Origin of the sequence: Microbacterium memoriense, from assembly GCF_025398275.1 — a bacterium.
Taxonomy (GTDB): domain Bacteria; phylum Actinomycetota; class Actinomycetes; order Actinomycetales; family Microbacteriaceae; genus Microbacterium; species Microbacterium memoriense.
Map to the genome: position 1 here is coordinate 225167 of NZ_JAODOR010000010.1, position 25961 is coordinate 251127.

A 25961-nucleotide genomic window follows, 5' to 3' on the forward strand; every position below is an offset into this window, starting at 1 on the left:
TCGACCAAGGGAGCATCATGGCCCGCATCGGCATCGTCGCTGAGCAGCCCGGCGAGAGCCGCGTCGCTGTCTCTCCGCTGACGGCCCTGAAGATCCGGGGACTCGGCTACGACGTCCTCATCGAGGCGGATGCCGGCGCGCGCTCCTCCTTCCCCGATGCGGCGTACCTGGAATCCGGCGCGACGGTCGCTTCGCGGGGTGAGGCGTGGGCTGCCGACATCGTTCTGAAGGTGAACGCGCCGACGGACGAGGAGATCGCACTCCTGCATCCCGGCGCGACCGTGATCGCTCTCCTGAGTCCGGCGCTGCGCCCCGAGCTGCTCGAGCGCCTCGCCGGCCAAGGCATCACGGCGCTCGCGCTCGATGCCGTCCCGCGCATCTCGCGCGCGCAGTCGATGGATGTCCTGAGTTCGATGGCGAACATCGCCGGCTACCGCGCTGTCGTCGAGGCCGCGCACGAGTTCGGCCGCTTCTTCACCGGTCAGGTCACGGCCGCCGGCAAAGTGCCGCCGGCGAAAGTTCTCGTCGCCGGAGCCGGAGTGGCCGGTCTCGCGGCGATCGGCGCGGCCTCGAGTCTCGGCGCGATCGTCCGCGCCACCGACCCGCGGCCCGAGGTCGCCGACCAGGTGGCCTCGATCGGTGGCATTTATCTGCCGGTCGATGTGGCGGTCGAGGCATCCGCCGACGGGTACGCGAAAGCCACGAGCGAGGCCTACGACCGCCGCGCCGCCGAGATCTACAGCGGGCAGGCGATCGAGGTCGACATCGTGATCACGACGGCCCTCATTCCGGGGCGCGCGGCGCCGCGCCTGCTGACCGCCGCCGATGTCGCCTCGATGAAACCGGGCAGCGTCATCGTGGACATGGCAGCCGGCCAGGGCGGGAACGTCGACGGCTCCGTCGCCGGCGAACGCGTCGTGACGGCGAACGGCGTCGTGATCCTCGGGTACACCGATCTCGCCGGACGCCTCCCCCAGCAGGCTTCGCAGCTCTACGGGACAAACCTGCTGAACCTCCTCACCCTCCTCACTCCGGAGAAGGACGGCGTGCTCACTCTGGACGAGGACGACATCGTCCAACGCGCGGTGACGGTGACCCGCGGCGGCGCAGTCACGTGGCCGCCCCCGCCCGTGCAGGTATCGGCGCCCGCCGCCCCGGCCGCGGCCCTCGAACCGGCTCCCGTCAAGAGGAAGATGTCCTCGCGTGCGAAGACCGGTCTCATCTCACTCGGCATCGCCGTGCTCTTCCTCATCTGCGCGTTCGCGCCGGCACCGCTCCCCCAGCACTTCCTCGTGTTGACGCTGTCGGTCGTGATCGGGTTCTACGTCATCGGCAAGGTGGCCCACGCACTGCACACGCCGCTCATGAGCGTCACGAACGCCATCAGCGGCATCATCATCGTCGGCGCCATGGTCCAGATCACGGCCGACAATCTGCTCGTGCAGATCCTCGCGGCCATCGCGGTGCTGCTGGCATCCATCAACGTCTTCGGCGGCTTCGCCGTCACGAGCCGAATGCTCGCGATGTTCTCGAAGGGGGCCGACAAGTGAGCGTCGCCGCGTCCGTCGCCGGTGCCGCGTACATCGTCGCGGCGCTGCTGTTCATCCTGAGCCTGGCAGGGCTCTCGACCCACGCCTCCTCGCGCCGCGGCGTCGCCTTCGGCATCGCCGGCATGGCGATAGCGCTCATCGCGACCGTCTGGCTCGTCGCCGCCGGAAGCTGGGGCGAGCCACCCGCCGCGCTCGGCCTGACACTGCTGGTCGTCGCGGTGCTCGTCGGCGGAGCAATCGGACTCTGGCGTGCCCGCGTCGTCGAGATGACCGGGATGCCGGAGCTCATCGCCCTGCTCCACTCGTTCGTGGGCCTCGCCGCGGTCCTTGTCGGCTGGAACGGGGCCCTGTCGGGCGACGATCTCACCGGGGCGCTCCGCGACATCCACCATGCCGAGGTGTTCATCGGGGTCTTCATCGGCGGAGTGACCTTCACGGGGTCGATCGTCGCCTACCTCAAACTCTCCGGGCGGATGGCGTCGAAACCGCTCGTTCTCCCCGGCAAGAACGCGTTGAACCTCGGCGCGCTCGTCGCCTTCATCGCGCTGACGGTCTGGTACGTCCTCACGCCGGTCCTGCCGCTCCTGATCGCCGTCACTGTCCTCGCACTCGCACTCGGCTGGCATCTGGTCGCCTCGATCGGTGGCGGCGACATGCCCGTTGTCGTCTCGATGCTCAACAGCTACTCCGGCTGGGCAGCCGCCGCGGCCGGCTTCCTGCTGAACAACGACCTGCTGATCGTCACGGGAGCGCTCGTCGGGTCGTCCGGCGCCTACCTCAGCTACATCATGTGTCAGGCGATGAACCGGTCGTTCCTGTCGGTGATCGCGGGCGGGTTCGGCATCGAGGCCCCGCGGGCGGATGCCGGAGCCCCGGGCGTGCACCGCGAGATCGATGCCGCGGGAGTCGCGGAGCTCCTTCGCACCGCCCGGTCGGTCGTGATCACGCCGGGCTACGGCATGGCCGTCGCGCAAGCGCAGTATCCGGTGGCGGATCTCACGCAGCGGCTGCGCGATCGCGGGATCGAGGTGCGCTTCGGCATCCACCCCGTCGCCGGACGCCTGCCGGGACACATGAACGTGCTCCTCGCCGAAGCGCGCGTGCCGTACGACATCGTGCTGGAGATGGACGAGATCAACGACGACTTCACGGGCACGGATGTCGTTCTCGTCATCGGGGCGAACGACACCGTCAACCCGTCCGCGGCCGATGATCCGTCCTCGCCGATCGCCGGGATGCCGGTGCTGCACGTCTGGGACGCCGCCGACGTCGTCGTCTTCAAGCGGTCGATGGCCTCCGGCTACGCCGGCGTCGCGAACCCCCTGTTCTGGCGCGACAACACCCAGATGCTCTTCGGCGACGCGAAACAGCGCGTCGAGGACATCCTCCGCGCCCTCTGACGCGTCGCCCGGCCGCGTCGCCCGGCCCGTCGCCCGGCCGCGAAACACCGGTGGTGCACCGAGACACCGCACACCAGCAGATGTCTCGGTGCACGGATGGTGTCTCGCGGCGGCGGGTGGGGGAGGCGCCGGCGGATACGCTGGGAGGCATGCGTGTGGCCACCTGGAACGTCAACTCCATCCGCGCGCGCGTCGCGCGCACCGTCGATTTCGCCGTGCGCGAGAACATCGACGTGCTCGCGATGCAGGAGATCAAGTGCAAGCCCGAGCAGTTCCCCTACGCCGAGTTCGAGGCGGCGGGGTACACGGTCGAGGCGCACGGACTGAATCAATGGAACGGCGTCGCGATCGCGAGCCGTGAACCGCTCGAGGACCTGCAGATCGGCTTTCCCGGCATGCCCGGATTCCAGAAGGGCTACGACGGGCCCGATGCTCCGCAGGAGGCGCGCGCGATCGGCGCGACCGTCGGCGGCGTCACGGTCTGGAGTCTGTATGTTCCCAACGGACGCTCGCTCGATGATCCGCACTACGCGTACAAGCTGGCCTGGCTCGAAGCGCTCCGCGGATACACGGCCGACAGCCTCGGGGCCAACCCGGACCTCGCTCTCGCCCTGACCGGCGACTTCAACATCGCCCCGACCGACGCCGACAACGGCGACCCGACGCTGGTCGAGGGCGTGTCGACGCATGTGTCACCGCCCGAGCGTGCGGCATTCCAGTCGCTGCTGGATGCCGGACTCTCCGACACTGTGCGCCCCCTCGTTCCGACCGGCTACACGTACTGGGACTACAAGCAGCTGCGGTTCCCGCGCAATGAGGGCCTGCGCATCGACTTCATCCTCGGCTCGCGGGCGTTCGCCGACGCCGTCGTGGGCGCCGGCATCCACCGCGACGAACGCAAGGGCGAGATCCCGAGCGACCACGTGCCCGTCGTCGTCGACCTCGACCTCACGGGTCCGGATGACGATGACCGCCCGATGATCTGGTAACCGGCGCGGGTGCCCTCACACCTGCGTCGTGACTGCGCCCGTCACCGCGAGGGACGCCGGGGCCAGCGCACGCGCCGAAGCGACCGCCCCCATCCGCCACAGGCCAGCGACGCTGACCGCGAAGACGCCGACGAGCATCACATTGCGCGCCAGCAGCACAGAGGCCGCGACGGGATCTGCGTCGACGAGCGGCATATAGAGGATCGGGAAGACGATGGTCGTGGCCACCGAGATTCCGGCCATCCACCAGGCGACCGAACGCCACGCGTCCGGTTCGACGGCCAGCCCGACGGCGACGATCGGCGTGAGCCACAGCATGTACTGCGGCGAGCCGACCTTGTTGAAGATGATGAGCGCACCCACAAGCGCGAACGATCCCCGCACGATCAGCCGCTGCTCGAACCCCGGTGTCACGCGGCTGGCGTGCGCGGCCGCGCGGCGAGCGCGCCAGAGCAGCAGCAGGATCAGCCCGAAGGCGATCGGCATCGCCACACCCACGAGGTGCCCGGCCAGTTGCTCGCCGGGCCCGGTGACCTCACGCGTGGCGAGCTCGATATTGTTCCGGATCTGCGATCCGGGAATGCCGAGCACCGTCGCCCACACCCAGGGAGTCGCAACCGGTGCTTCCAACTGGACCGCGCGATCGCTCTGGATCGTGATGAAGCTGAAGAGATTCGACGCGCCGCCGAACGCCACGACGGTCGCGGACACGACTGCTGAGACGCCGACTCCACCGAAGATGATCCCTCGTCGGCGCGACGATACCGTGACGGCGGCGGCGGCCAGAGCAACCGGCCACACCTTGATCCACGTGCCGGCGGCGATCAACACACCGGCCACCGCGGGTCGTCGCGCGACGTATACGAGCGCGGCGATCGCCAGCGGCGCCGAGAACGCCTCGAGGCGCAGCATCGACACCGGCGCCAGCAGGATCTGGATCAGCAGCCAGTACCAGGCCGCGGGATAGCCGGACAAGCGGCGTAGTCCGCCGGTGAGAGCAAGGATCGCGAGGAGATTGGCGACGGCGACGAGAATCAGCCAGACGAGCTGATAGTTGTATGCGCCGGCGACGATCGGAGCGACGATCGGCAGGAGCGCACCCGCCGGGTACACCCACGGGTCGTCGAGGACGGGCCACTGGCCGTGCAGCGCCTGCATCGCCCACAAGCGGTAGAGCGGCAGGTCGCCCTGCGTGCCACCGAAGAGGATCACGTGCAGCAGGCCGATCAGGTACACGACGTGGACGGTGGCGAATCCCCAGAGCAGGCCGCGTCGGGTCATGCCCCACACGCCAAGCCGCTGAGAGAGCACGGCCAGGCGTTCGGCCACACGCGTGCCCCCGTCGAGTGTCGTCACCTCTCCGACGCTAGGACCGGAGCCGGAAGAACAGGTTTCCGTTTGCTGTCCGTTGTCTGTCAAACAGGTGCACGCGGATGCCCGCGTTCTCCGCCGCACGGGGGAGGTCACCGGGAGTGGCCCCGCGTAGTTTGTGAGGATGACTTCCGCCGTCCGCTCCGGAGTCACGCCGACCCAGGTCAGGCGTGACACATGGCTCGCGCTCGCCCTGTTCATCGGGGCGATCATCAGCGCCTGGCTCGGACAGGTTGCCGGCTTCTACGGCGACACCACGCCGAGTTTCGGATGGGCACTGCTGTATTCGGCGGGTCTCACCCTCCCGATCGCCCTGCGCCGCCGCTATCCCGAAGCCGTACTGGTCGTGATCGCCGTGGTGTTCTTCATCGGCGTCTCCGCGCGCATCCCCGAGGTCTACGTCGGCAACGTGTCGCTGTTCATCGCGATGTACACCGTCGGCGCGTGGGTCGACGATCGACGCCGCGCGACCATCGTGCGGGTCGTCGTCGTCGTGGGCATGTTCGCCTGGCTGCTCGTGACAACTTTTCAGGCCGCCACGTCGCCCGATGAGGACGGACTGTCGCGCGCGGGATTGTTCTCGCCGTTCGCGGCGTACATCCTGATCCAGTTCCTCGTGAACGCGGCCTTCTTCGGCGGCGCGTACTTCTTCGGCGAGCGGGCGTATGCGGAGGCACGCTCCCGGGTCTCCCTGCAGGAGCGCACCGCCGAGCTGGAGCGCGAACGCGAGCTGTCGGCCGCTCAGGCCGTGGCGCTGGACCGCGTCCGCATCGCGCGCGAACTGCACGACGTCGTCGCGCACCATGTCTCGGCGATGGGTGTTCAGGCCGGTGCTGCGCGTACGGTCATGGCCAGCGACCCGGCGGCTGCGCAGATCGCCCTCGCCAGCGTCGAGGCGTCGGCACGCGATGCGCTCACCGAGCTTCGGCAGCTGCTCGACACGCTGCGGACACCGTCGTCCGCCGACGCCGATGCTCCGACCGGGTCGACCATCCACCTCGCGGCGCTCCCCGCGCTCGTCGAGCACGCGACCAGCAATGGCCTGCCCACGACGCTCACCGTCGTCGGCGAGCCGGTCGATGCTCCCGAACTCGTGCAGGTGAACCTGTACCGGATCGCCCAAGAAGCCCTGACCAATGCGCGCCGACACGGTGGACCCGGTGCCGCCGCCGACCTCCGCGTGCGGTACACGCAGGATGCCGTCGAGCTCGAAGTCGTCAACGTCGGCCGCCGTCCACTCAGCGGGCGGGCGGGTCTCGGGCTCGTCGGCATGCGGGAGCGCGCGGCGGCATCCGGCGGAACGCTCGATGCCGGCCCCCGCGAGCGCGGCGGATTCCGCGTCCGCGCCCGTGTTCCTCTGGAAAGCGGGGTCGTCCGATGATCCGGGTGCTCTTGGTCGATGATCACGCCGTCATGCGTGCCGGCTTCCGGATGATCCTGCACACAGCCGGCGACATCGAGGTCGTCGGCGAAGCCGCCACGGGTCGCGAAGCGGTCGCCGCCGCGCGCACCCTGACACCGGATGTCATCTGCATGGACGTCCAGATGCCCGACATGGACGGCCTCGAGGCCACCCGCCGGATCGTGTCCGACGCGGGGATGGCGGCATCCGTCGTGATCGTCACGACGTTCGACCGGGACGATTACCTGTTCCAGGCGCTCGCCGCCGGCGCGAGCGGATTTCTGCTGAAGAATGCCGGCCCCGAAGAACTCATCGCTGCGGTGCGCGTCGCCGCGGCGGGCGATGCGCTGCTCGCGCCCGCCGTCACCAAGCGGGTCATCGAGCGATTCGCCTCGGCGCCCGAGGCGCGGCCCAGCGCACCTCAAGCCATCCCCGATGCTCCTCCCCTGGACCTCACGGAACGCGAGAACGACGTGCTCCACCTGCTCGCACAGGCGCGCAGCAACGCCGAGATCGCGCGCGAGCTGTTCATCGGCGAGGCGACGGTGAAGACGCACGTCTCGAACGTGCTGCAGAAGCTCGGGGCACGGGACCGCGTCGCGGCCGTCGTCTACGCCCATCAGCACGGACTCGCCTGAGATCTCCCCCACCCGGGCGCCCGATCTCCCCCTCCGGGCGGAGGCGGCGACCGGGCACCTCTTCGTACGGTGGAGAAACGACGAAAGGGAGTTCTGATGCTCGAACTGACCGGAATCACCAAGAGCTACGGCGGACGCCGAGTGCTCGACGACGTGGGCTTCCGCGTCACGAAAGGCCGTCTGACCGGCTTTGTCGGCGGCAACGGCGCCGGCAAGACGACCACGATGCGGATCGTTCTCGGCGTACTCGCCCGGGACGGCGGCGAGGTGACCCTGAACGGCGCGTCCGTCACCGCGGCGGACCGCCGGCGCTTCGGGTACATGCCCGAGGAACGCGGTCTCTACCCGCGGATGCGGGTGCTGGAGCACATCGTCTACCTCGCCCGCCTGCACGGCTTCTCGAAGGCGGATGCCACGACCCGCGCGACAGCGCTCCTGGAGGAGCTGGGGCTCGGTGAACGGCTCGGAGACAACATCGAGACCCTGTCGCTCGGCAACCAGCAACGCGCGCAGATCGCCGCGGCTCTGGTCCACGACCCCCAGGTGCTGATCCTCGACGAACCGTTCTCCGGCCTCGACCCGATCGCGGTCGACGTCGTCGCGGGCGTCCTCCAGGCGCGCGCGGCGGATGGTGCTGCCGTGCTGTTCTCATCGCACCAGCTCGATGTCGTCGAGCGCTTGTGCGACGACCTCGTGATCATCGCCGGCGGTACGATCCGGGCGACCGGCGACCGTGAATCCCTTCGCGCCCAACACGCGCAGCGACGATTCGAGCTCGTCTCGGCCGGCGACGCCGGCTGGCTCCGCGACGAACCCGGAGTCGAGGTCGTCGACTTCGACGGCGGATACGCCGTCTTCGACGTCGACACCGACGAGACCGCGCAGCGCGTGCTCCGCCGCGCCGTCGCCGCGGGCGATGTCGCCAGCTTCGCTCCCCGACACCCGTCCCTCGCGCAGATCTTCAAGGAGGTCATCCAGTGAACACGTCCACCCCGTCCTTCGCACAGAGCGTGTGGCTGGTCACCGAGCGTGAGGTCGGCTCGAAACTGCGCAGCAAAGCGTTCCTGATTTCAACCGGCATCCTGTTCGCGCTCGCGCTCATCGGTGTGCTCTGGGGAGGTTTCACGGCCCAGAGCGACTCCCGCATCCCGGTCGCCGTCACCCCCGACACCGCAGCGGTCGTGGCCGGATACGACGAGGCGCTCGAGGTCACCGAAGCCGCCGACACCGAGGCCGCTCGCGACCTCGTCCGCTCCGGTGACGTCGACGCGGCCCTCGTCCCCGGTGGCAGCGGCGACTTCTCGTACACGCTCGTCGGGGACACCGCGATCCCGTCGGGACTCATGCCGTTGCTGAGCGCCAGCCCGCCCGTGGAGCTTCTGACCACCGAGGGCACCGACCCGTTCCTCCGCTACATCGTGAGCTTCGGGTTCGGGATCATCTTCTTCATGGCGGCACTGACCTTCGGGTCGACGATCGCGCAGTCCGTGGTGGAGGAGAAGCAGACCCGCGTCGTCGAGCTGCTCATCTCGGCGATTCCGACGCGCGCGCTCCTGGCCGGCAAGGTGATCGGCAACACTGTCCTCGCGGTCGGCCAGATCATCGGCCTCGCCGCGATCGCCATCGTCGGGCTCACCGTCACCGGGCAGAGCGAATTGCTGACGGGCCTCGGCGCTCCGCTCATCTGGTTCGCGGTGTTCTTCCTGTTCGGGTTCATCCTGCTGGCGGCATTGTTCGCGGCCGCCGGTGCGATGGTGTCACGCCAAGAAGACATCGGATCCACTACGACACCACTGACCTTCCTCGTCATGGCGCCGTATCTGCTCGTCGTCTTCTTCAACGACAATTCACTCGTGATCACGATCATGTCGTATGTGCCGTTCTCGGCTCCCGTGGGGATGCCGGTGCGCATCTTCCTCGGTGAGGCCCAGTGGTGGGAGCCGCTGCTGTCGCTGGCGATCCTGCTGATCACGTGTGCCGCGGCGATCTGGGTGGGCGCGAAGATCTACGAGAACTCGATCCTCCGCATGGGCGCCCGCGTCAAGCTGTCCGAGGCTCTCGCCGGCTGACAATGAGACGGTATCACGCCGCCGACGAGGAGCTTCTCGTCGGCGGCGTGTGGCCGTCGCCGACGAGAATGACGACCTCTCAGCCGTCGACGATCACCGAGAGGATGTTGCCTGCGGGGTCACGGAACCATGCGATGTCGGGTCCACCGGATCCCCGAGAGATACCTCGCCCATCCGTCCCGAAGTCGGGATCGGTGTAGATCTTGGTGACCACACCCGCCGCATTCAGTTCGGAGACGGCCTCATCGATGTCGGCGACCACCAGATTCAGGACCGTGAATCCGGCCGGCTGGTGATTCGGCTTGGGATAGGCGATGGCGTGCCCGCCCCCGGGAAACCGGATCTCCATGATCCCCATCTCGCCGATGTGGGCATCCAATCCGAGTACCCCCGCGTAGAACGCTTCCGCAGCGGCGATGTCATCGACGGAGAATCCGGCGAACGCGCCCTCGACCGGAACCATGGCCACATCCGATCCCGGTCGCGCACACGGCCGATCCGATCAGTATCGGCCCGCGGGGTGACTATGTCGAGGGCCTCGTCACCGCTCGACGAGGATGCCGTCGGCGTCGGCCCAGACATGACGCCCGGGCGCGAAGTGGACACCCGCGATCACGACCGGGACGTCGACCTCGCCGACGCCGTCTTTCGCGCTCTTGCGGGGGTTCGAGCCGAGTGCTTTGACACCGAGCGGGAGGGTCGCGATGACGGCGCGGTCTCGGATCGCCCCATGCACGATGATGCCGGCCCAGCCGTGGGCGACCGCGGATGCCGCGATCAGGTCACCCACGAGAGCAGACTCGAGCGACCCACCGCCGTCGATGACCAGGACGGCGCCTCCTCCGGGTGTCGCGAGGACCTGCTTGACCAGCGCATTGTCACGGTGGCAGCGAATCGTACGGATCGGCCCGTCGAACGAGACCCGACCGCCTAGGTCGTGCAAAGGCAGAGCCAACGAGTCCAGCTCATCGCCTCGGTCGTCGAAGAGGTCAGCGGTGGAGGTCATGCTTCCACGGTAGAACCGGCATCCGGGAGATCGCGGCTCGTCAGCAAGAGAAGATGTGCCCGACTTCTGTCCAGGAGAGAAATCCCCCGAATGGACGGAATACGGCCACGATGCATACGGTTGCATGAGGATGGGCCGACGGCGTCCCGGCCGACACACCCGCAAGGAGACGCCATGAGCATGATCGCCGACCACACCGCCCAGACCGACGCGCCGATCCTCGACGTGCTCGCCGAACGCTGGAGCACCCGGATCTTCGACCCGCGCACCCCGATCGACGAAGCCGCCCTGGCGAGCGCGCTCGAAGCCGCGCGCTGGGCTCCCTCGGCCAGCAACACCCAGCCCTGGCGCTTCATCGTCGCGCGGCGCGGTACCACCGAACACGCGGCGATCGTCGACTCCCTGATGGGCTTCAACCAGAGCTGGGCGGCCGACGCTGCCGCTCTCGTCGTCTTCGCCACCGTGAGCTCGCTCGACGGCAAACCGCTCGTCTGGGCCGCCTACGATGCCGGCCAGGCGGCCGCGCACTTCACGGTGCAGGCCCACGCCTCCGGTCTGTTCACCCACCAAATGGGCGGCTTCGACCGTGCCACGTTGGCCGAGACGTTCGAATTCGGCGATGAACTCGCTGCCGTCACCGTGATGGCGGTCGGCGCACTCGGTGACATCGACAGCGCGCCCGAGCAGCTGCGCGAGCGTGAACTCACGCCCCGCACGCGGCGACCGATCGCCGAGTCGCTGATCGTCAACGCCTGACACAGCACAGATCTCGGTTCGCGACAACCGGTATCGCGCGACGCGGAAAGCGGCTTAGTCTGCGCTGATGAGCGCATCGATCATCGGCATCGGCACCGCCGTTCCGGACACCCGGCTGACGCAGGACGACGTCCGCGACCTGTTCGCCGCGCAGCCGGGACTTGACCGCGTCGCCCGGCGCATCATTACGGCCGCGTTCGATCACTCGGCCATCGACACCCGTCATACCGTCTTGCCCGAACTCGTCTCGGGCGGGTCGGTGTTCGTGGACGCCGAGACGCGTCAGATCGGGATGCCGGCGACCGGGGTGCGCAACGCGATCTATGCGCGTGAGGCGCCCGAGCTGTTCGCCGCCGCCGCCCGCGATGCGCTGCAGCGCGCCCAGGTCCGCGCGGACGAGGTCACCCACGTCGTGACGGCCTCGTGCACCGGATTCTTCGCCCCGGGGCCGGAGTTTCGACTGGTGCGCGACCTCGGCCTGGCGCCGACCGTGTCGCGCGAACACCTGGGGTTTCTCGGGTGCGCAGCCGCGATCCCCGCACTGCGCTCTGCGGCACGCATCTGCGCCACCGACCCCTCTGCGCTCGTGCTCGTGGTGTGCGCCGAGATCTGCACCATCCACCTCCGGTCCTCATCGGACCCGGACCAGATCGTGTCGTCGGCGGTCTTCGCCGACGGCGCGGCGGCCGCGGTCGTCACCGGCGCCCCCGCCACGACAGTCCCCCATCTCGAGCTCGACCGGTTCGCCACCGCGATCACCGATGACGGCGAGTCGGCGATGGGATGGACGATCGGCGATCATGGATTCGAGATGACGCTGACGGCCGAGGTCCCCCGCATCGTCGGTCGAGAAGTGAAGAACGCACTGAGTCCGCTGCTCGGGGAAGGCCCGGTCGACCTGTGGGCGGTGCACCCGGGCGGGCGCAGCATCCTGGACCGCGTCGAGGCGGCGTGCGGGCTGGAGGGCGATGCTCTCCGGCATTCACGCGACGTTCTGCGCACCTACGGCAATATGTCGTCGGCCACGATCCTGTTCATCCTGCAGCGGATGCTGGCCGACCCGGCGACTCCGGACGGCGCACGGATGCTGGCCGTCGCCTTCGCGCCGGGCCTCACCGTGGAGTCGACTCTGCTGACGGTACGCACCTCCGCGACCGCGACCGCCGGCCACCCTGCCCGCGAGAGCGCGACGTCGGTTCCCTCACGATGAGCACCGCGGGATTCGCGCGGCGCGACACGGCGCTGCGTGAACTGATGGACGACCCCGCGTGCGACGCGACGAGGCTTCGGCGCACGCTCGAACGGTTCGCGGTCGTCAACCGGCTGGTCTCCGGCTGGGGCGGGGTTTACCGCGAGCACATCCGTCCGCTCGCTCGCCGTCGCGCGGCAGACGGCACTCCCCTCCGGATCCTCGATATCGGCTGCGGCGGGGGCGATGTGCTCGAACGTCTCATCGCCCTGGCGCGCGCGGACGGTGCCGAAGTGGACGCGGTCGGCATCGATCCCGACGCCCGCTCCCTCGCCGTCGCGCTCGCGCGGCCCGGGCACCGCGCCGACTACCGCCGCGCGCACAGCTCCGATCTCGTCGCGGAGCTCGCCACCGGTGCCGCCCGCTTCGACGTCGTGATCTCCAACCACGTGCTGCATCACCTCGACGATGCAGCTTTGGCCACCGTCCTCCGTGATTCGGATGCGCTCGCGCGCTCGCTCGTCGTCCACTCCGACATCGCGCGCTCACCGGTGGCCTACGCGGCCTACGCCGTCGGGATCACGCCGCTCGCACCGGGCAGCTTCCTCCGGACGGACGGGCTCCGCTCGATCCGTCGAAGCTGGACGCCGCGAGAACTCGCCCCCGCCCTTCCCGCGGGGTGGCAGGTCTTGCGTCCCGGTCGCTTCCGCTTGCTCGCCGTGCGCGGGGAGCGTCCGTGATCGATATCGCGATCGTCGGCGGCGGTCCGGTCGCGACGCTGCTCGCGGCCGAACTCGCGCGGCACGGCACCGAGACCGTCCGCTGGGAAACGCGGTCCGAGTCCGGAGCCGGCGCACGCGCGGTCGGCATCCACGCCACGGCGCTGGCCGCGATGGAAGCCTCGGGAGCGACCGACCGCCTCCTCACCGATGCCGTGCGCGTGCGCATCGGCGAGGCGCGCCGGGCCGGGCGCTCGCTCGGGGAGCTTCACTTCGATCGGCTGCATCGACGGCATCCGTTCGTCGCAACCCTGCCGCAATCCGCCACCGAGGCGGCCCTCGCCGCGACCGCCGTCCACTGGGGCGCGACGCCGGTGCAGTACGACGCCGGCGTGACGGCGCTCGTTCCCCGCGCGGATGCCGTGGACGTCCACGTCGGCGACGACGTCGTCACGGCGCGCGTCGTGGTCGTCGCGGGGGGGCTGCGTGCCCGCGCTCTTCTGGACCAACCGGTGCGGAGTCGCCGATACCCCGACCGCTACCTGATGACCGACTGCGCCGATCTCGGCCACGACGGTGAGCGCGCGGTCGTGTATCTGGATCGTGCGGGAGTGCTCGAATCCTTCCCCTTGCCCGGTGGTCGTCGCCGATTCGTCGCCTGGATGCCGCCGCGCGGCGACGGGCGCACGGATGCCGAGCGCTTGCGCGAAGCCGTCGCAGAGCGGACGGGTTCGACCACGGCAGCGTTGTCGGTGGAGTCGGCATCGGCGTTCGGCGTGGCACGATCCCGGCTCGGCTCCATGCGCCGGGGACGCGTGCTCGCGATCGGTGACACGGCTCACGAAGTGAGTCCGATCGGCGGGCAGGGGATGAATCTGGGCTTGATCGATGCCGTGACCCTCGCGCCCCTCCTAGCGCAGGCCGTGCGCGACGGCTCTGGGCCCGCGGGACTCCCCCGGTGGGAGCGCGACCGGCTGCGGGCCGCCGACCGGGCGGCGCGCATCGGCGCGATCAACACGGTGCTGGGACGGCCGTCGCGCGCGGGCGGCGCGGTGGCCGTGGCGATCGCCCTGGCCACCCCGGCCGAGCGTCTGCTCGCGCACGCCTACGCGATGGGCTTCGATCCCGCCGCACGCCAGTTCAGCTGACGCTGACGCCGGTCACCGCGAGCTGGGCCACCAGCAGAAGCGCGGCCAGCATGACGAGGCGGAAAACTGCGCGATCGGGGCGCCGCAGCGCGCGCACGACACCGATCGCGGCCACCGCGCTGACGAGCACGATCCCGACGATGGCCGCGGGACGCACCGGGTCTCCGGTCGCTGCCGGGCCGAGGAGGACGACGACCGCGCCGACTTCCACGGCGACGAACGCGCACACGGCACTCGCGCGCGCACCCAGTCGATGAGGGAGCCCGCGCACGCCCGTGCGCGCATCGTCCTCGAGGTCCGGCAGGACGTTCGAGAAGTGGACGGCGATCCCGAGCGTCGCGCCCGCGAGAGTGGCCCACGGCGCCGCGAAGGCGGGAGCCGGCAGTGCGAGGGTGGCGAGCGAGGGAAAGAGGCCGAAGCTCAGCACGAAGGGGGCGACCGAAAGCGCCGTGTTCTTCAGCCCGAGGTTGTACGCCCACGCGGAAGCCAGCGCGAGCCCATGGCTGGCGAGGAATACCGGCCCCAGGAGGGCCGACAGCGCCGCGGCGATCCCGACCGCGATGCCGGCGGCCATCCAGACGGCCTTCGCCGTGATCTCGCCCCGCGCGATCGGCTTGTCGCGTCGCCCCACGGCGCGATCGCGGGCCCCGTCGATCGCATCGTTGGACCACCCGACGCTCAGCTGACCGGCGATGACCGCGGCACCCAGCAGCGCGAGGCGACCGGCATCCAGCCCTGCGGCCACGCCCAGGACGAGCGCGAGGACCGTCACGACGACGGTCGGTCCGGGGTGGGTGCACCGCCAGAGCGCCCCGGCGGTGCGGCCGACGCGTGCGAGCTGCATGCTCCGACCGTACCCGCCGAACGGGGCCTACTCGTCGAGGAGTTCCGCTTCGATCACGTCGTCGTCGTCGTCCGCTCCGCTCGGCGTGGAGCTCGTGAGCACGAGCTGGCCGCCGTCGGCGGCCACATCCACCCGGACGACATCGCCGTCACGGGCGCCGCCCGACAACAGCGCCATCGCGAGGCGGTCCTGGATCTCGGACTGGATCAGACGCCGCAGCGGCCGCGCACCGAACAGCGGGTCGTAGCCGCGTTCGGCCAGCCACGACCGGGCATCCGGGGTGACGGCAAGCGTGAGACGCCGATCGTGCAGGCGCCGCTGGAGAGCGTCGACCGACAGCTCGACGATCTGAGCGAGGTCATCGTGACTGAGCGGCTGGAACATGACGATGTCATCGAGACGGTTGAGGAACTCGGGCCGGAAGACCTGCCGTACGAGCGCCATGACTTGCTCCCGCTTGGTCTCCTGCGGGAGCGTCGGATCGATCAGAATCGGTGACCCGATGTTGCTCGTCAGGACCAGGATCGTGTTCGTGAAGTCGACCGTCCGCCCCTGTCCGTCGGTCAGGCGTCCATCATCGAGCACCTGCAGCAGGACGTCGAAGACCTCCGGGTGCGCCTTCTCGACCTCGTCGAGGAGGACGACGCCGTAGGGGCGCCGACGCACGGCTTCCGTGAGCTGTCCGCCCTGTTCGTAGCCGATGTATCCGGGAGGGGCACCGACCAGCCGTGCGACGGAGTGCTTCTCGCCGTACTCGCTCATGTCGATGCGGACCATCGCGCGCTCGTCGTCGAAGAGGAACTCGGCGAGCGCCTTCGCGAGCTCGGTCTTGCCGACGCCCGTCGGCCCCAAGAAGAGGAACGAGCCGGTGGGACGGTTCGGATCGCTGATTCCCGCACGCGAGCGACGGACGGCATCCGACACGGCCTTGACGGCATCTTTCTGGCCGATGAGCCGCTTACCGAGCTCCTTCTCGAGGTGCACGAGCTTCTCGCTCTCGCCTCGCAGCAGGCGTCCGACAGGGATGCCGGTCCACGCCGCAATGACGGCGGCGATGTCTTCGTCGGTCACCTGTTCGTTGACCATGCGCGGTTCGCCCGTCGGCGCCTGCTCGGCGCGCTCCGCATCGGCGAGTTCGAGCTCGAGCCGCTTGATGGTCTCGTACTGCAGCTTCGACGCGCGGGCGTAATCGGCTTCGCGGATCGCGCGCTCGAGATCGGTCTGAGCCTGGTCGAGCTGCTTCTTCAGCTCACCCACGCGATTCAGGCTCGCGCGTTCCTTGGCCCACCGCGCGTCGAGCACCGCCAGTTCGGCCTCTGCGACGTCCATCTGCTCGCGCAGCTTCGCTCGGCGCTCCTTCGAGGCGTCGTCCTTCTCCTTCTTCAGCGCGAGTTCTTCGAGCTTCATCCGGTCGACGCTCCGGCGCAGTTGGTCGATCTCGACGGGGCTCGAATCGATCTCCATCTTGAGGCGGCTCATGGCCTCGTCGATCAGGTCGATCGCTTTGTCGGGCAGCTGACGGCTCGGGATGTACCGGTTGGAGAGCGCCGCCGACGCCACCAGTGCGCTGTCGCTGATCGTGACCCCGTGGTGTGCTTCGTATCGACCCTTGAGCCCGCGGAGGATCGCGATCGTGTCTTCGACCGTCGGCTCGCCGACATAGACCTGCTGGAAGCGGCGCTCGAGGGCGGCATCCTTCTCGATGAACTCGCGGTACTCGTCGAGCGTCGTCGCGCCGATCAGACGCAGTTCGCCGCGGGCGAGCATGGGCTTCAGCATGTTCGACGCGGCGACCGAGCCTTCCCCGCCGCCGGCCCCCATCAGAACGTGCAGTTCGTCGATGAAGGTGATCACGCGCCCGTCGGAGTCGGTGATCTCCTTGAGCACGCTCTTGAGGCGCTCTTCGAATTGGCCGCGGTACATCGCCCCCGCCACCAGCGCGGAGATGTCGAGGCTGACGAGCTCCTTGTTCTTGAGCGATTCGGCGACGTCGCCCGCGACGATGCGCTGGGCGAGGCCTTCCACGACGGCGGTCTTGCCGACGCCGGGTTCGCCGATGAGCACAGGATTGTTCTTCGTGCGGCGGGTGAGCACTTGGCTGACGCGTCTGATCTCGCTGTCGCGCCCGATGACGGGGTCGAGTTTTCCTTGGCGGGCGCGGTCGGTGAGGTTGATCCCGAACTGTTCGAGGGCGCTCTTCTGGTCCTCCTGCCCGGGTGCGGGTTGTGCGTTCATGTCGGTCTCCTGAAATCTGTCACGCTCAAAGTTGAGTCGCTATGGCTCAACTTTAGCAGATGTCGCTCCGTCGGGCCAGCCTCACGGACGGCCCCGGGCGATGTGAGCGGGGCTTTCCCGGCCCGCAACATCCGACGCGCGTCGGCGAAACGCGTCGGCTCCATGCTGGGGACACACTCACCCGCCCCCATGCTTCCCCGGAGGTCCCAATGTCCTACGTGAAACCCGCCGAACTGGTCACCCGCATGGTGGATGCCGGTGCCGGCAAGATCCTCATGTCCACCCGCGACACCCTCATCCGCGCCATCATGGGCGGCGCGATCCTCGCTTTGGCGGCAGCATTCGCCATCACCGTGTCGGTGCAGACCGGCCAACCGCTGCTGGGCGCCATCCTGTTCCCGGTCGGGTTCGTGATGCTCTACCTCATGGGCTTCGACCTGCTGACGGGGGTGTTCACGCTGGCGCCGCTCGCCTGGCTCGACAAGCGCCCCGGAGCGAGCACGGGCGGGGTCCTCCGCAACTGGGGGCTCGTCTTCCTCGGCAACTTCATCGGCGCATTCCTCGTCGCCGTCCTCATGGCCATCTACTTCACGTACGGCTTCACGAGTGAGCCGAGCGCTGTCGGACTTGCCATCGGCGAGATCGGCCACGGCCGTACCGTCGGCTATGCCGATCACGGCCTCGGCGGCATGCTGACGCTCTTCGTCCGCGCCGTCCTCTGCAACTGGATGGTCTCCACCGGCGTCGTCATGGCGATGATGAGCGACAGCCTGGTCGGCAAGGTCGTCGGCATGTGGATGCCGATCATGCTCTTCTTCTACATGGGCTTCGAGCACTCGATCGTCAACATGTTCCTGTTCCCCTCGGGCCTGCTCCTCGGCGCCGACTTCACTCTGTGGGATTACCTGCTCTGGAACGAGATCCCCACCGTCATCGGCAACCTCGTCGGCGGTCTCACGTTCGTCGGACTCACCCTGTACATCACGCACGGGCGCACCGCTCCGGCACGCATCCCGACGATGCGCGGCGGCTCGTCGCGGCGTCCGGCCGCGCCGAGCCCGGCCTCGGTCGTCGCCGCGGACGAAGAGCCGGCACCGGTTCCCGTCAGCGTCTGATCACAATCGAATGCGGCCTCACCTTCGGGTGGGGCCGCATTCGTATGTGTGGGACGACGAAAACCGCCGCACCAGCCCCACGAGGTCACATTCGCACCACGGGTCATGCAACTCGGCCACCCACGACGTCCCAGCCGCGAGAAGTCGCTTGTAAGTCAGGAGGCCGCGGCCAGCGCCTCGCGGAAGCGATCCACGACGACGCGGGACACCCGGCGCTCGACTCCGCCGCCGGGGGTCACCGCCAGCGGCGCGCTCACCGCATCCGCACCGCTCGCGGCGACGAGGTTGGCGAAGTGCCCGGGGGCCAAGACGTAGCTGGCGGCGATCACCCGCGTGGCCCCGGCGGCACGCGCCGCGGCCACCGCGTCGGCGATGAGCGGAGTGGATCCGGCCGCATAGCCGACGGTGAGCGGCACGGTCAGTCGCGCACGCAGCATCTCGGCGAGTGCCTCGACATCGGTCGCGGCGACGGGGTTCGACGAACCTGAGGCCGCGAGCACGATATGCGTACCGAGCGAGTCAATCTCCCCCACCTCGGTGAGGCGCGAGACGAGCACATCGGCCAGCAGCGGATGCGGCCCGAGCGGCTGCGCGGCGTGCACGTGCTCATAGGGCTTGGCGGCTCGGGCGATGTCGACACCGGTGTGGAAACCGCGCGACAGCAAGAGCGGGACGATGACCGCGCGCTGATCGGCGGGCACCGCGGCGGCGACATCGGCGACGGCGGGCTCTTCCACATCCACGAACGCGGGCTGCACCACGGTTTCCGGCAGCAGCTGGGCGACGTGATCGACGAGGGCGGAGACGACGGCACGCCCCTCCGCGAAGCGGGTCCCGTGGGAGCACGCGATCAGCACGGTCGGATTGATCTCGCTCATGCGACCGAGTCCACGTCGAGTCGGTAGCCGCGCTTGATGACCGTCTTGATGACACCGGAGACGCCGAGAGCCTCACGGACGCGCGCGACGGCCATTTCGACGGCGTGATCGCCCCCGCCTGTCCGCGGCAAGACCTCCAGCAGCTGGACGCGGGGCACCACATCGCCGCGCGCATCGAACAGCACGCCCAGGAGGCGAACAGCCGTGCGGGACAGGGCGATGAAGTGTCCGTCGATGATCGCCCCGCCGCTGCGCAACTGCAGAACCCCGGCGCTCGTAGCGAGCGACGGCGCGGAACCTCCGCCGAAATGGGTGACGACGCCGCGCACGAGGGATCCGAGACGCCCTCGCTCGGCCATCAGCACCGGGATGTCCGCGCTCACGAGTGGCCCGGCCGTGATGGGTCCGACGGCGGCCATCACGAGGCGACCGCCGACCGCGCGCCGACGGATTTCCGGCAGGCAACCGGCGGCTTCCGCCTCGGCCAGCCATTGCGCGGCGCCAGGCGCCGAGGTGAACAGCACCGCGTCGACGTCGCCGTCGGCGGTCTGCGCGACCGAACGCTGAACCGTCTCGGGGTCGGGAGGCGGACCCCAGCGATAGACGGTGAGGCTGACGACGTCCGCTCCGTGCGCGACGAACAGCTCGTCGAGGCCGTCGGCGCCCGATCCGTGGTGCTGCACGGCGATCCGCGTCCGCTCGATTCCCTGCGCGATCAGATACTCGCCGAGCTCCGCGGCCGTCTCGGACTCGGCCACCCAATCGGCGGTGAACCCCGCCTGCTGGATCGCGCCGCGGGCTTTCGGGCCGCGCGCGACGAACCGCGCCCCGGCGAGCGCCGCCGTGAGCTCTTCGGCCAGGCCCGCTTCGTCGGCCGCATCGATCCACCCGCGGAACCCGACACCCGTGGTGACCACGACGATCTCCGGCGGGGAGGCGATCAACTCACGCGTGCGTTCCCAGAGGGCTTCGTCATCGATGTGCGGCACGATCGTGAGGGCCGGGGCTTGCTGAACGAGCGCACCGTGGCGCTCGAGCGCGGCCGTCAGTTCGCCGGCCCGGCGATCGACGGCGATCATGATCGTGCAGCCTCGCAGGCTCTCCGAGAGCGGAGGTGTCCCGATCACCCCGCCCATTCGAGGGTCCGCTCGGGGTGGGGCAGGAGGAACCCGGCACGGGCGACATCGCCCACGACGATCACAGCGGGGTTGCGGACGCCGGCGCGCTGCGCGTCGGTGAGTGCGGTGGCCAGTGTCGTGTGGGTCGTGCGCTGCTGCGGCGTATGTCCGCTCTCGACGATCGCGACCGGACGCTCGGCATCCGCGCCGTCGGCGAGAGCGGCGGCGACGAGTCGGGGCAGCGCCGCAACCCCCATCAGCACGACGACCGTCACGTCGGGGTCGGCGAGCGCCGCACGCGTCGACGACGTGAGCGCGGCTTGGCCGTTGACGATGTGCACGGCCGAGGCGGTCTGACGGTGCGTCACGGGGATGCCGGCAGCCTGCGGCACCGAGATCGCACTCGAGACCCCGGGGACGACATCCACGGGGACACCGGCCGCGACACACGCGAGTACTTCTTCACCGCCGCGTCCGAAGACGAACGGGTCGCCGCCCTTGAGCCGGACGACACGGCGGCCCGCGCGGGCGTGCTCGACCAGGAGCGCGTTGATCTCCTCCTGCGGGACGGGGTGGTGTCCGGGTTGCTTGCCCACGTCGATGACAATCGTGTCGGGATCGAGTTCCTCGAGGAGCTGTGCCGTGGGCCCGAGTCGATCGGCGATGAGGACGTCGGCTTCCGCGATGAGGCGCCTCCCACGCACCGTGAGCAGATCGACGGCTCCGGGACCGCCGCCGACGAGGTCGACACGGCCGACCCCCGTCGTGCGACGGCGGCGCAGCGGCAACCGTCCATCGGTCAGGAGGCGGTCGATGGCGTCACGCACGCGGACGGATCTGCGCGGGTCGACACCGGCATCCGACACGACGCCGACCAGCACATCACCGGACGACGTCTGCGCCGTGAGCCGGGCCGTTCCGTGTCCCGCGCTGGATGCGTTGATGCAGAACACGTGACGACGCTCGCAGGCGGCGGCGACGGCAAGGTCGACGCGCGCGTCGCCGGTCGCCGTGTGCACCATCCATGCGCCGGCCAGGTCCCCACGACGGAAGCGCCGCGGGGTCCATGCGACGTCACTGCGCCGCACCAGCTCACGCACCTCGGCGCACAGCTCCGGAGCGACGACGCGAACGTACGCGCCATCGTCGAGCAGTCGCCGCATCCGACGTGCGGTGACGGCGCCGCCACCGACCACCAGCACCTCGCGCCCCGCCAGGGACACACCGATCATCGTCGTCATCGTCACTCCTCCCACCGGATGCAGAGGTCCTCGCCGCGCCGTGCGACGGGCCAGACCCGCAGGTGCGCGGGTTCCTTGCCCTGCGGATCCAGGCAGATGCCGGTCCGCAGGTCGAACACATGCTTGTACATGGGCGAGGCGATCGTCGGCGCATCGGCCCGAGTGCCGACGATCCCTCGAGAGATCACGTTCGCCCCACTGTACGGGTCGAGGTTCGATACGGCATGCAGTGCACCGTCGCGCAACAGGAAGAGTGCGATCTGCGTCGAACCGATCAGGGCTGCCCGGCCGCGCTCGACCTCGAGGTCCGAGACGGCGCACAGCCGAATCCAGATGTGCGTGCGCGATCCGGCCGCCACGGCGGTCATCGCCGCACCGCCAGGGTCGTTCCCGCGATCGGGACGACACCCGCGCGCCGCTCTTCCGCACTCGCGGGGCGCACCTGGCCGCGTTCGGCGACGTAGCCGAGCGACGGGTCGGGAGTGTCCGGCGCGTTGACGAAGGAGTGGAAGCGGGCGAGCTTCGCGGGGTCGGCCAGGGTCGCCGCCCATTCGTCTTCGTAGGCGTCCACATGCCGCGCCATCGCCGCGTCGAGATCGGCGCAGATCCCGAGGCTGTCCTCGAAGATGACGGCGCGAAGCTCGTCCAAGCCACCCTCCAGCTCCTGCATCCACGGCGCCGTCCGCTGCAACCGGTCCGCGGTGCGGATGTAGTAGAGGAAGAACCGGTCGATCGCCTGGATCAGCTGATCGTCGTCGAGGCCTTCGGCCAGGAGCTCGGCGTGCCGCGGGGTGAAGCCGCCGTTGCCGCCGACATAGAGGTTCCAGCCGTTCTCGGTCGCGATGACCCCGGCATCCTTCCCGCGGGCCTCGGCACACTCCCGCGCACATCCCGATACCCCGAGCTTCAGCTTGTGCGGTGCACGGAGCCCGCGATAGCGCAGTTCGAGCCGGACGGCCATGCCCACCGAATCGAGCACGCCGTATCGGCACCAGGTCGATCCGACGCACGACTTCACGGTGCGCAGCGACTTGCCGTAGGCCTGGCCGGATTCGAAGCCGGCATCCACGAGTCGTTGCCAGATCTCGGGCAACTGCTCGAGGCGCGCACCGAACATGTCGATGCGCTGCCCGCCGGTGATCTTCGTATAGAGCGCGTAGTCGCGGGCGATCTCGCCGATGACGATCAGCCCCTCGGGCGTCACCTCGCCACCCGCCATGCGCGGGACCACGGAGTAAGTGCCGTCGCGTTGGATGTTGGCCATGACATGGTCGTTCGTGTCCTGCAGCGTCGCGTTCTCGCCGTCGAGGACGTGGCCGCCGACGAGCGTCGACAGGATGCTCGCGAGCGTCGGCTTGCAGATGTCGCAGCCGCGACCGCTCCCGAATCGCTCGATGACGGCCGAGAAAGTCGTGAGCTCCGAGACCCGCACGGCATCGAAGAGCTGCCGACGCGAGAGGTCGAAGTGCTCGCACAGCGCGTTCGAGACCACCTGGCCGGACTTGGCGAGTTCCTGCCCGACGAGCTTCTTCACCATGACGGTGCACGAACCGCACGTCGCGCCGGCCTTCGTGCACGCCTTGACGGCAGCAGCATCCGCGCAGCCCTCGTCGTGGACCGCGCGGCGGATGCGGCCGGCGGTCACACTCGAGCAGGAGCAGACGACGGCCTCATCGGGCAGCTCCGCCATCGGCGCGCTACCCGAGACCTCGGGCGCGAGGTACACGGCCGGGTCCGCGCCCAGGGCCCCACCGACCAGGGGGCGCAACGAGCCGTAGGCGGCGGCGTCGCCCACCAGGATGCCGCCGAGCAGCGTCTTGGCATCGTCGGAGAGTACGAGCTTCTTGTAGACACCGGCGGTCGGGTCCGCATAGACGACGTCGAGCGCCCCCGGTGTCGTGGCCATCGCGTCGCCGAAGCTGGCGACGTCGATGCCGGAGAACTTGAGCTTGGCCGACAGATCGAAGCCGGGGAACGTCGCGTCGCCTCCGGACAGGCGCGACGCGGCGACCTCCGCCATGGCGTAGCCAGGGGCGACGAGGCCCACCGCCATGCCATCGAAGTTCGCGACTTCACCGATCGCGAGAATGGCCGGATCGCTGGTCCGGCATGTCTCGTCGATGACGACACCACCGCGCGGATGGCAGTCGAGTTGGGCGTCGCGGGCGAGCTCATCGCGGGGACGTACCCCGACGGTGAAGACGGCCACATCGACGTCGGCGTCACTGCCGTCGCGGAAAGCGATGTGCGAAACCTGCCCCGTCCGGTCCGGGTCGAGCCGGGTCGTCACGGTTTCGGTGCGCACGCCGATCCCGCGCGCTTCGATCAGGCGACGAAGGATGCCGCCCGCACCGGAATCGAGCTGCGCCGACATCAGCCGATCGCTGGATTGGACGACCGTCGGCGTCACATCGAGGCCGCCGAGCGCCTCGGCGGCCTCGAGACCCAGCAAGCCACCGCCGACGACGACGCCGCGCAGGGGGCGTCCGAGTTGCTCCCGACGCCGTTCGACGAACGTGCGGAGTTGCTCGAGATCGTCGATCGTGCGGTAGACGAAGCATCCCGGCAGGTCGAAGCCGTCGAGGGCCAACCGGGCCGCATACGAGCCGGTGGCCAACACCAGCCGGTCGTAGTCGAGGAACCGGCCGCTCGCCAGCCGCACGCGGCGCCGCGACCGGTCGATCACGGCGACCGGGTCGGCCGGAAGGAAGTCGACGCGCTCGTCGGCGAGCGCCGCCGGGTCGAGCGTGAGGTCATCGGCGTCGCGCCCGGTGAGGTATCCGGTGAGCCCGACGCGGTCGTACGGTAGCCGGCCCTCGTCGCCGACCACGGTCACCCGGACGGGCAGGTCTTCGCGGCTGAGGAGACTCTCGACGAAACGGTGGCCGACCATGCCGGCGCCGACGACGACGATTCGCTGCGGGTTCTGTGCGCTCACGGGAGTCCTCCTGGGGCGATCCACCGACCCACCCGGACGCGAGTGGGGTGATCTTCGACGCTAGGGGCCTCGTGTTTCACCGCACCCGGCCCTGCGTTACCCCGCGGGAACGTCTTCCTCACAAACCCCCGAGAGCAGTGTGAGGCCGCGCCCCTCCCGTTGCCGAGTGCGCGGGTTCCTGCCGAGAGCGCCGGACGTGCGCCGCGCGCAACCAGTGCACTCGCGAAGAACCGGCGCGCTCGCGCGCGGCGGTGGGGCAGGCGGTCAGGATGCCAGGGCGGTGGGCGTGCAGCTGAACCGGGCACGGTAGGCGGTCGGGGTCGTGCCGAGCGTGCGCGAGAAGTTCTGCCGCAGGACCGCCGCCGACCCGAAGCCGCACTCGTAGGCGATGGCATCGAGCCCGAGTTCGGTCTGCTCCAACAGACGCTGGGCCTGAATGAGCCGCTGGCGCGCGAGCCAGGCGGCCGGGGTCGTCCCGTGATCTGCTTTGAACCGACGCGCGAACGTGCGCGGTGACATGTGCGCCCGTGCGGCGAGCTGATCGACGGGGAGATCGAGCCGGAGGTTCTCCAGCATCCAATCGGTGACGGGCGACAGCGACAACGACGTCGATTCGGGCAGCGGACGGGCGATGAACTGCGCCTGGCCGCCGTCGCGCTGCGGCGGGACGACCATGCGCCGGGCGATCTTGTTGGTCAGCTCCGCCCCGAGTTCGAGGCGGAGGAGGTACAGGCACGCGTCGAGCCCGGCTGCCGTGCCGGCACTCGTGATGATGCGCCCGTCGTGGACGTAGAGGACATCGGGGTCGACATCGATCTGCGGATACATCCGCGCCATCGTGGCGGCGTAGCGCCAGTGCGTGGTCGCCCGGCGGCCGTCGAGAACTCCGGAGGCCGCGACGACGAACGAACCGCTGCAGACGGTGAGCACCCAGGCCCCGCGCGCGACGGCGCGCTGGATGACGCCGATCACCCGCTCGTCGACGTGTGCCCACGACTCGCGCGGGATCGGCGCGACGACGACCAGGTCGGCCTCATCGGCGAAGTCGAGGCTGGCATCGACGTTGATCGAGAAGCCGATGTTCGCCGGGACGACGCCCGGATCCGGCGTCACGATGCGGAAGTCGAAGAGCGGCACTCCGTCGTCACGACGATCGAGACCGAAGGCTTCGCACGCAAGACCGAACTCGAACGGCGCGAAACCGGGCTGGACGATGCAGGCGACAGTGTGCATGGCAGGAATCCTACCCTCATACGCAGTCCTGCCACTAGTGGCAGTCACAGCGCGAGCGTAGCGTTTCCGCCATGCTCACCGTCTTGCTCCTCCTCATCGCCCTCTCCACCGTCGGTACGGTC

The 25961-nt window shown here is 69.4% G+C and carries 23 protein-coding genes; 12 read left to right on the plus strand and 11 right to left on the minus strand.

All coding sequences use genetic code 11. The annotated features are described in order from the left end of the window. The first annotated feature begins 17 nt into the window (after positions 1 to 17). From N4R40_RS09265 to N4R40_RS09275, 3 genes are all read left to right on the plus strand, one after another. Positions 18 to 1550 carry a Re/Si-specific NAD(P)(+) transhydrogenase subunit alpha gene (locus tag N4R40_RS09265; RefSeq protein ID WP_261607078.1) on the plus strand — a complete coding sequence of 511 codons (1533 nt, stop codon included), beginning with the start codon at positions 18 to 20 and terminating at the stop codon, positions 1548 to 1550. Further along, on the plus strand, positions 1547 to 2950 hold the full coding sequence (gene pntB, locus N4R40_RS09270) for a Re/Si-specific NAD(P)(+) transhydrogenase subunit beta (RefSeq protein ID WP_261607079.1): 1404 nt from the start codon (positions 1547 to 1549) through the stop codon (positions 2948 to 2950). The genes N4R40_RS09265 and pntB overlap by 4 nt, the downstream gene beginning before the upstream one ends. Before the next feature lie 149 nt (positions 2951 to 3099). Continuing rightward, positions 3100 to 3939, plus strand: a complete 840-nt coding sequence (locus tag N4R40_RS09275; protein WP_261607080.1) for an exodeoxyribonuclease III — start codon at positions 3100 to 3102, stop codon at positions 3937 to 3939. Positions 3940 to 3954: 15 nt separating this feature from the next. Here N4R40_RS09275 and N4R40_RS09280 read toward each other — a convergent pair whose 3' ends face one another. Next, a complete protein-coding gene (locus N4R40_RS09280) occupies positions 3955 to 5295 on the minus strand; it encodes a glycosyltransferase 87 family protein (protein ID WP_261607081.1) in 1341 nt (446 codons plus the stop codon). A gap of 139 nt (positions 5296 to 5434) precedes the next feature. Here N4R40_RS09280 and N4R40_RS09285 point away from each other — a divergent pair, with 139 nt between their 5' ends. From N4R40_RS09285 to N4R40_RS09300, 4 genes are all read left to right on the plus strand, one after another. Further along, complete coding sequence (locus tag N4R40_RS09285) at positions 5435 to 6691, plus strand: sensor histidine kinase (protein WP_261607082.1); 1257 nt, start codon at positions 5435 to 5437, stop codon at positions 6689 to 6691. Beyond that, positions 6688 to 7350, plus strand: coding sequence for a response regulator (locus N4R40_RS09290; RefSeq protein WP_261607083.1), 663 nt, complete (start codon positions 6688 to 6690; stop codon positions 7348 to 7350). The genes N4R40_RS09285 and N4R40_RS09290 overlap by 4 nt, the downstream gene beginning before the upstream one ends. A gap of 96 nt (positions 7351 to 7446) precedes the next feature. Next, positions 7447 to 8331 (plus strand): ABC transporter ATP-binding protein, encoded by an 885-nt coding sequence (locus tag N4R40_RS09295; protein WP_261607084.1) that lies wholly within the window; start codon positions 7447 to 7449, stop codon positions 8329 to 8331. Beyond that, positions 8328 to 9419 carry an ABC transporter permease gene (locus tag N4R40_RS09300; RefSeq protein ID WP_261607085.1) on the plus strand — a complete coding sequence of 364 codons (1092 nt, stop codon included), beginning with the start codon at positions 8328 to 8330 and terminating at the stop codon, positions 9417 to 9419. Before N4R40_RS09295 ends, N4R40_RS09300 begins: the two co-directional genes overlap by 4 nt. 79 nt (positions 9420 to 9498) lie before the next feature. Here N4R40_RS09300 and N4R40_RS09305 read toward each other — a convergent pair whose 3' ends face one another. After that, entirely contained in the window at positions 9499 to 9882 is a 384-nt protein-coding gene (locus tag N4R40_RS09305) for a VOC family protein (RefSeq protein WP_261607086.1), read from the minus strand. Positions 9883 to 9960: 78 nt separating this feature from the next. Next, positions 9961 to 10425, minus strand: a complete 465-nt coding sequence (rraA, locus tag N4R40_RS09310; RefSeq protein WP_261607087.1) for a ribonuclease E activity regulator RraA — start codon at positions 10423 to 10425, stop codon at positions 9961 to 9963. 174 nt (positions 10426 to 10599) lie between these two features. Here rraA and N4R40_RS09315 point away from each other — a divergent pair, with 174 nt between their 5' ends. From N4R40_RS09315 to N4R40_RS09330, 4 genes are all read left to right on the plus strand, one after another. Beyond that, positions 10600 to 11181, plus strand: a complete 582-nt coding sequence (locus tag N4R40_RS09315) for a nitroreductase family protein (RefSeq protein ID WP_261607088.1) — start codon at positions 10600 to 10602, stop codon at positions 11179 to 11181. 67 nt (positions 11182 to 11248) lie between these two features. After that, positions 11249 to 12391, plus strand: a complete 1143-nt coding sequence (locus N4R40_RS09320; protein WP_261607089.1) for a type III polyketide synthase — start codon at positions 11249 to 11251, stop codon at positions 12389 to 12391. After that, complete coding sequence (locus N4R40_RS09325) at positions 12388 to 13110, plus strand: methyltransferase domain-containing protein (protein ID WP_261607090.1); 723 nt, start codon at positions 12388 to 12390, stop codon at positions 13108 to 13110. The genes N4R40_RS09320 and N4R40_RS09325 overlap by 4 nt, the downstream gene beginning before the upstream one ends. Continuing rightward, positions 13107 to 14237, plus strand: a complete 1131-nt coding sequence (locus N4R40_RS09330; protein WP_261607091.1) for an FAD-dependent oxidoreductase — start codon at positions 13107 to 13109, stop codon at positions 14235 to 14237. The genes N4R40_RS09325 and N4R40_RS09330 overlap by 4 nt, the downstream gene beginning before the upstream one ends. Here the strand turns inward: N4R40_RS09330 and N4R40_RS09335 are convergent. Continuing rightward, positions 14230 to 15081, minus strand: a complete 852-nt coding sequence (locus N4R40_RS09335) for a UbiA family prenyltransferase (protein WP_261607092.1) — start codon at positions 15079 to 15081, stop codon at positions 14230 to 14232. The genes N4R40_RS09330 and N4R40_RS09335 overlap by 8 nt on opposite strands. A 27-nt stretch (positions 15082 to 15108) precedes the next feature. Then, entirely contained in the window at positions 15109 to 17316 is a 2208-nt protein-coding gene (locus N4R40_RS09340) for an ATP-dependent Clp protease ATP-binding subunit (protein WP_261607093.1), read from the minus strand. Positions 17317 to 17525: 209 nt separating this feature from the next. Here N4R40_RS09340 and N4R40_RS09345 point away from each other — a divergent pair, with 209 nt between their 5' ends. Then, positions 17526 to 18431, plus strand: coding sequence for a formate/nitrite transporter family protein (locus N4R40_RS09345; RefSeq protein WP_261607094.1), 906 nt, complete (start codon positions 17526 to 17528; stop codon positions 18429 to 18431). 155 nt (positions 18432 to 18586) lie between these two features. Here the strand turns inward: N4R40_RS09345 and N4R40_RS09350 are convergent, their stop codons facing one another. The 6 genes from N4R40_RS09350 to N4R40_RS09375 all read right to left on the minus strand — a co-directional run bounded on the left by N4R40_RS09350 (position 18587) and on the right by N4R40_RS09375 (position 25839). Then, positions 18587 to 19309 carry a sirohydrochlorin chelatase gene (locus tag N4R40_RS09350; protein ID WP_261607095.1) on the minus strand — a complete coding sequence of 241 codons (723 nt, stop codon included), beginning with the start codon at positions 19307 to 19309 and terminating at the stop codon, positions 18587 to 18589. Further along, a complete protein-coding gene (locus tag N4R40_RS09355) occupies positions 19306 to 20445 on the minus strand; it encodes a uroporphyrinogen-III synthase (RefSeq protein WP_261607096.1) in 1140 nt (379 codons plus the stop codon). The genes N4R40_RS09350 and N4R40_RS09355 overlap by 4 nt, the downstream gene beginning before the upstream one ends. Continuing rightward, positions 20433 to 21668 carry a uroporphyrinogen-III C-methyltransferase gene (cobA, locus tag N4R40_RS09360; protein WP_261607097.1) on the minus strand — a complete coding sequence of 412 codons (1236 nt, stop codon included), beginning with the start codon at positions 21666 to 21668 and terminating at the stop codon, positions 20433 to 20435. The genes N4R40_RS09355 and cobA overlap by 13 nt, the downstream gene beginning before the upstream one ends. A gap of 2 nt (positions 21669 to 21670) precedes the next feature. Then, positions 21671 to 22036, minus strand: coding sequence for a nitrite reductase small subunit NirD (gene nirD / locus N4R40_RS09365; protein WP_261607098.1), 366 nt, complete (start codon positions 22034 to 22036; stop codon positions 21671 to 21673). Next, complete coding sequence (nirB, locus tag N4R40_RS09370) at positions 22033 to 24606, minus strand: nitrite reductase large subunit NirB (RefSeq protein ID WP_407665859.1); 2574 nt, start codon at positions 24604 to 24606, stop codon at positions 22033 to 22035. The genes nirD and nirB overlap by 4 nt, the downstream gene beginning before the upstream one ends. Before the next feature lie 264 nt (positions 24607 to 24870). Then, on the minus strand, positions 24871 to 25839 hold the full coding sequence (locus tag N4R40_RS09375; protein ID WP_261607099.1) for a GlxA family transcriptional regulator: 969 nt from the start codon (positions 25837 to 25839) through the stop codon (positions 24871 to 24873). Positions 25840 to 25961: the final 122 nt, after the last annotated feature.

Coding starts and splice junctions, on each gene's coding strand:
- N4R40_RS09375 (WP_261607099.1), bottom strand. CDS start 25,839: ATGCACACTGTCGCCTGCATCGTCCAGCCCGGTTTCGCGCCGTTCGAG.
- N4R40_RS09345 (WP_261607094.1), top strand. CDS start 17,526: ATGTCCTACGTGAAACCCGCCGAACTGGTCACCCGCATGGTGGATGCC.
- N4R40_RS09340 (WP_261607093.1), bottom strand. CDS start 17,316: ATGAACGCACAACCCGCACCCGGGCAGGAGGACCAGAAGAGCGCCCTC.
- cobA (WP_261607097.1), bottom strand. CDS start 21,668: ATGACGACGATGATCGGTGTGTCCCTGGCGGGGCGCGAGGTGCTGGTG.
- rraA (WP_261607087.1), bottom strand. CDS start 10,425: ATGACCTCCACCGCTGACCTCTTCGACGACCGAGGCGATGAGCTGGAC.
- N4R40_RS09325 (WP_261607090.1), top strand. CDS start 12,388: ATGAGCACCGCGGGATTCGCGCGGCGCGACACGGCGCTGCGTGAACTG.
- N4R40_RS09275 (WP_261607080.1), top strand. CDS start 3,100: ATGCGTGTGGCCACCTGGAACGTCAACTCCATCCGCGCGCGCGTCGCG.
- N4R40_RS09285 (WP_261607082.1), top strand. CDS start 5,435: ATGACTTCCGCCGTCCGCTCCGGAGTCACGCCGACCCAGGTCAGGCGT.
- N4R40_RS09335 (WP_261607092.1), bottom strand. CDS start 15,081: ATGCAGCTCGCACGCGTCGGCCGCACCGCCGGGGCGCTCTGGCGGTGC.
- N4R40_RS09295 (WP_261607084.1), top strand. CDS start 7,447: ATGCTCGAACTGACCGGAATCACCAAGAGCTACGGCGGACGCCGAGTG.
- N4R40_RS09355 (WP_261607096.1), bottom strand. CDS start 20,445: ATGGGCGGGGTGATCGGGACACCTCCGCTCTCGGAGAGCCTGCGAGGC.
- N4R40_RS09265 (WP_261607078.1), top strand. CDS start 18: ATGGCCCGCATCGGCATCGTCGCTGAGCAGCCCGGCGAGAGCCGCGTC.
- N4R40_RS09305 (WP_261607086.1), bottom strand. CDS start 9,882: ATGGTTCCGGTCGAGGGCGCGTTCGCCGGATTCTCCGTCGATGACATC.
- nirD (WP_261607098.1), bottom strand. CDS start 22,036: ATGACCGCCGTGGCGGCCGGATCGCGCACGCACATCTGGATTCGGCTG.
- N4R40_RS09350 (WP_261607095.1), bottom strand. CDS start 19,309: ATGAGCGAGATCAATCCGACCGTGCTGATCGCGTGCTCCCACGGGACC.
- N4R40_RS09290 (WP_261607083.1), top strand. CDS start 6,688: ATGATCCGGGTGCTCTTGGTCGATGATCACGCCGTCATGCGTGCCGGC.
- N4R40_RS09320 (WP_261607089.1), top strand. CDS start 11,249: ATGAGCGCATCGATCATCGGCATCGGCACCGCCGTTCCGGACACCCGG.
- N4R40_RS09315 (WP_261607088.1), top strand. CDS start 10,600: ATGAGCATGATCGCCGACCACACCGCCCAGACCGACGCGCCGATCCTC.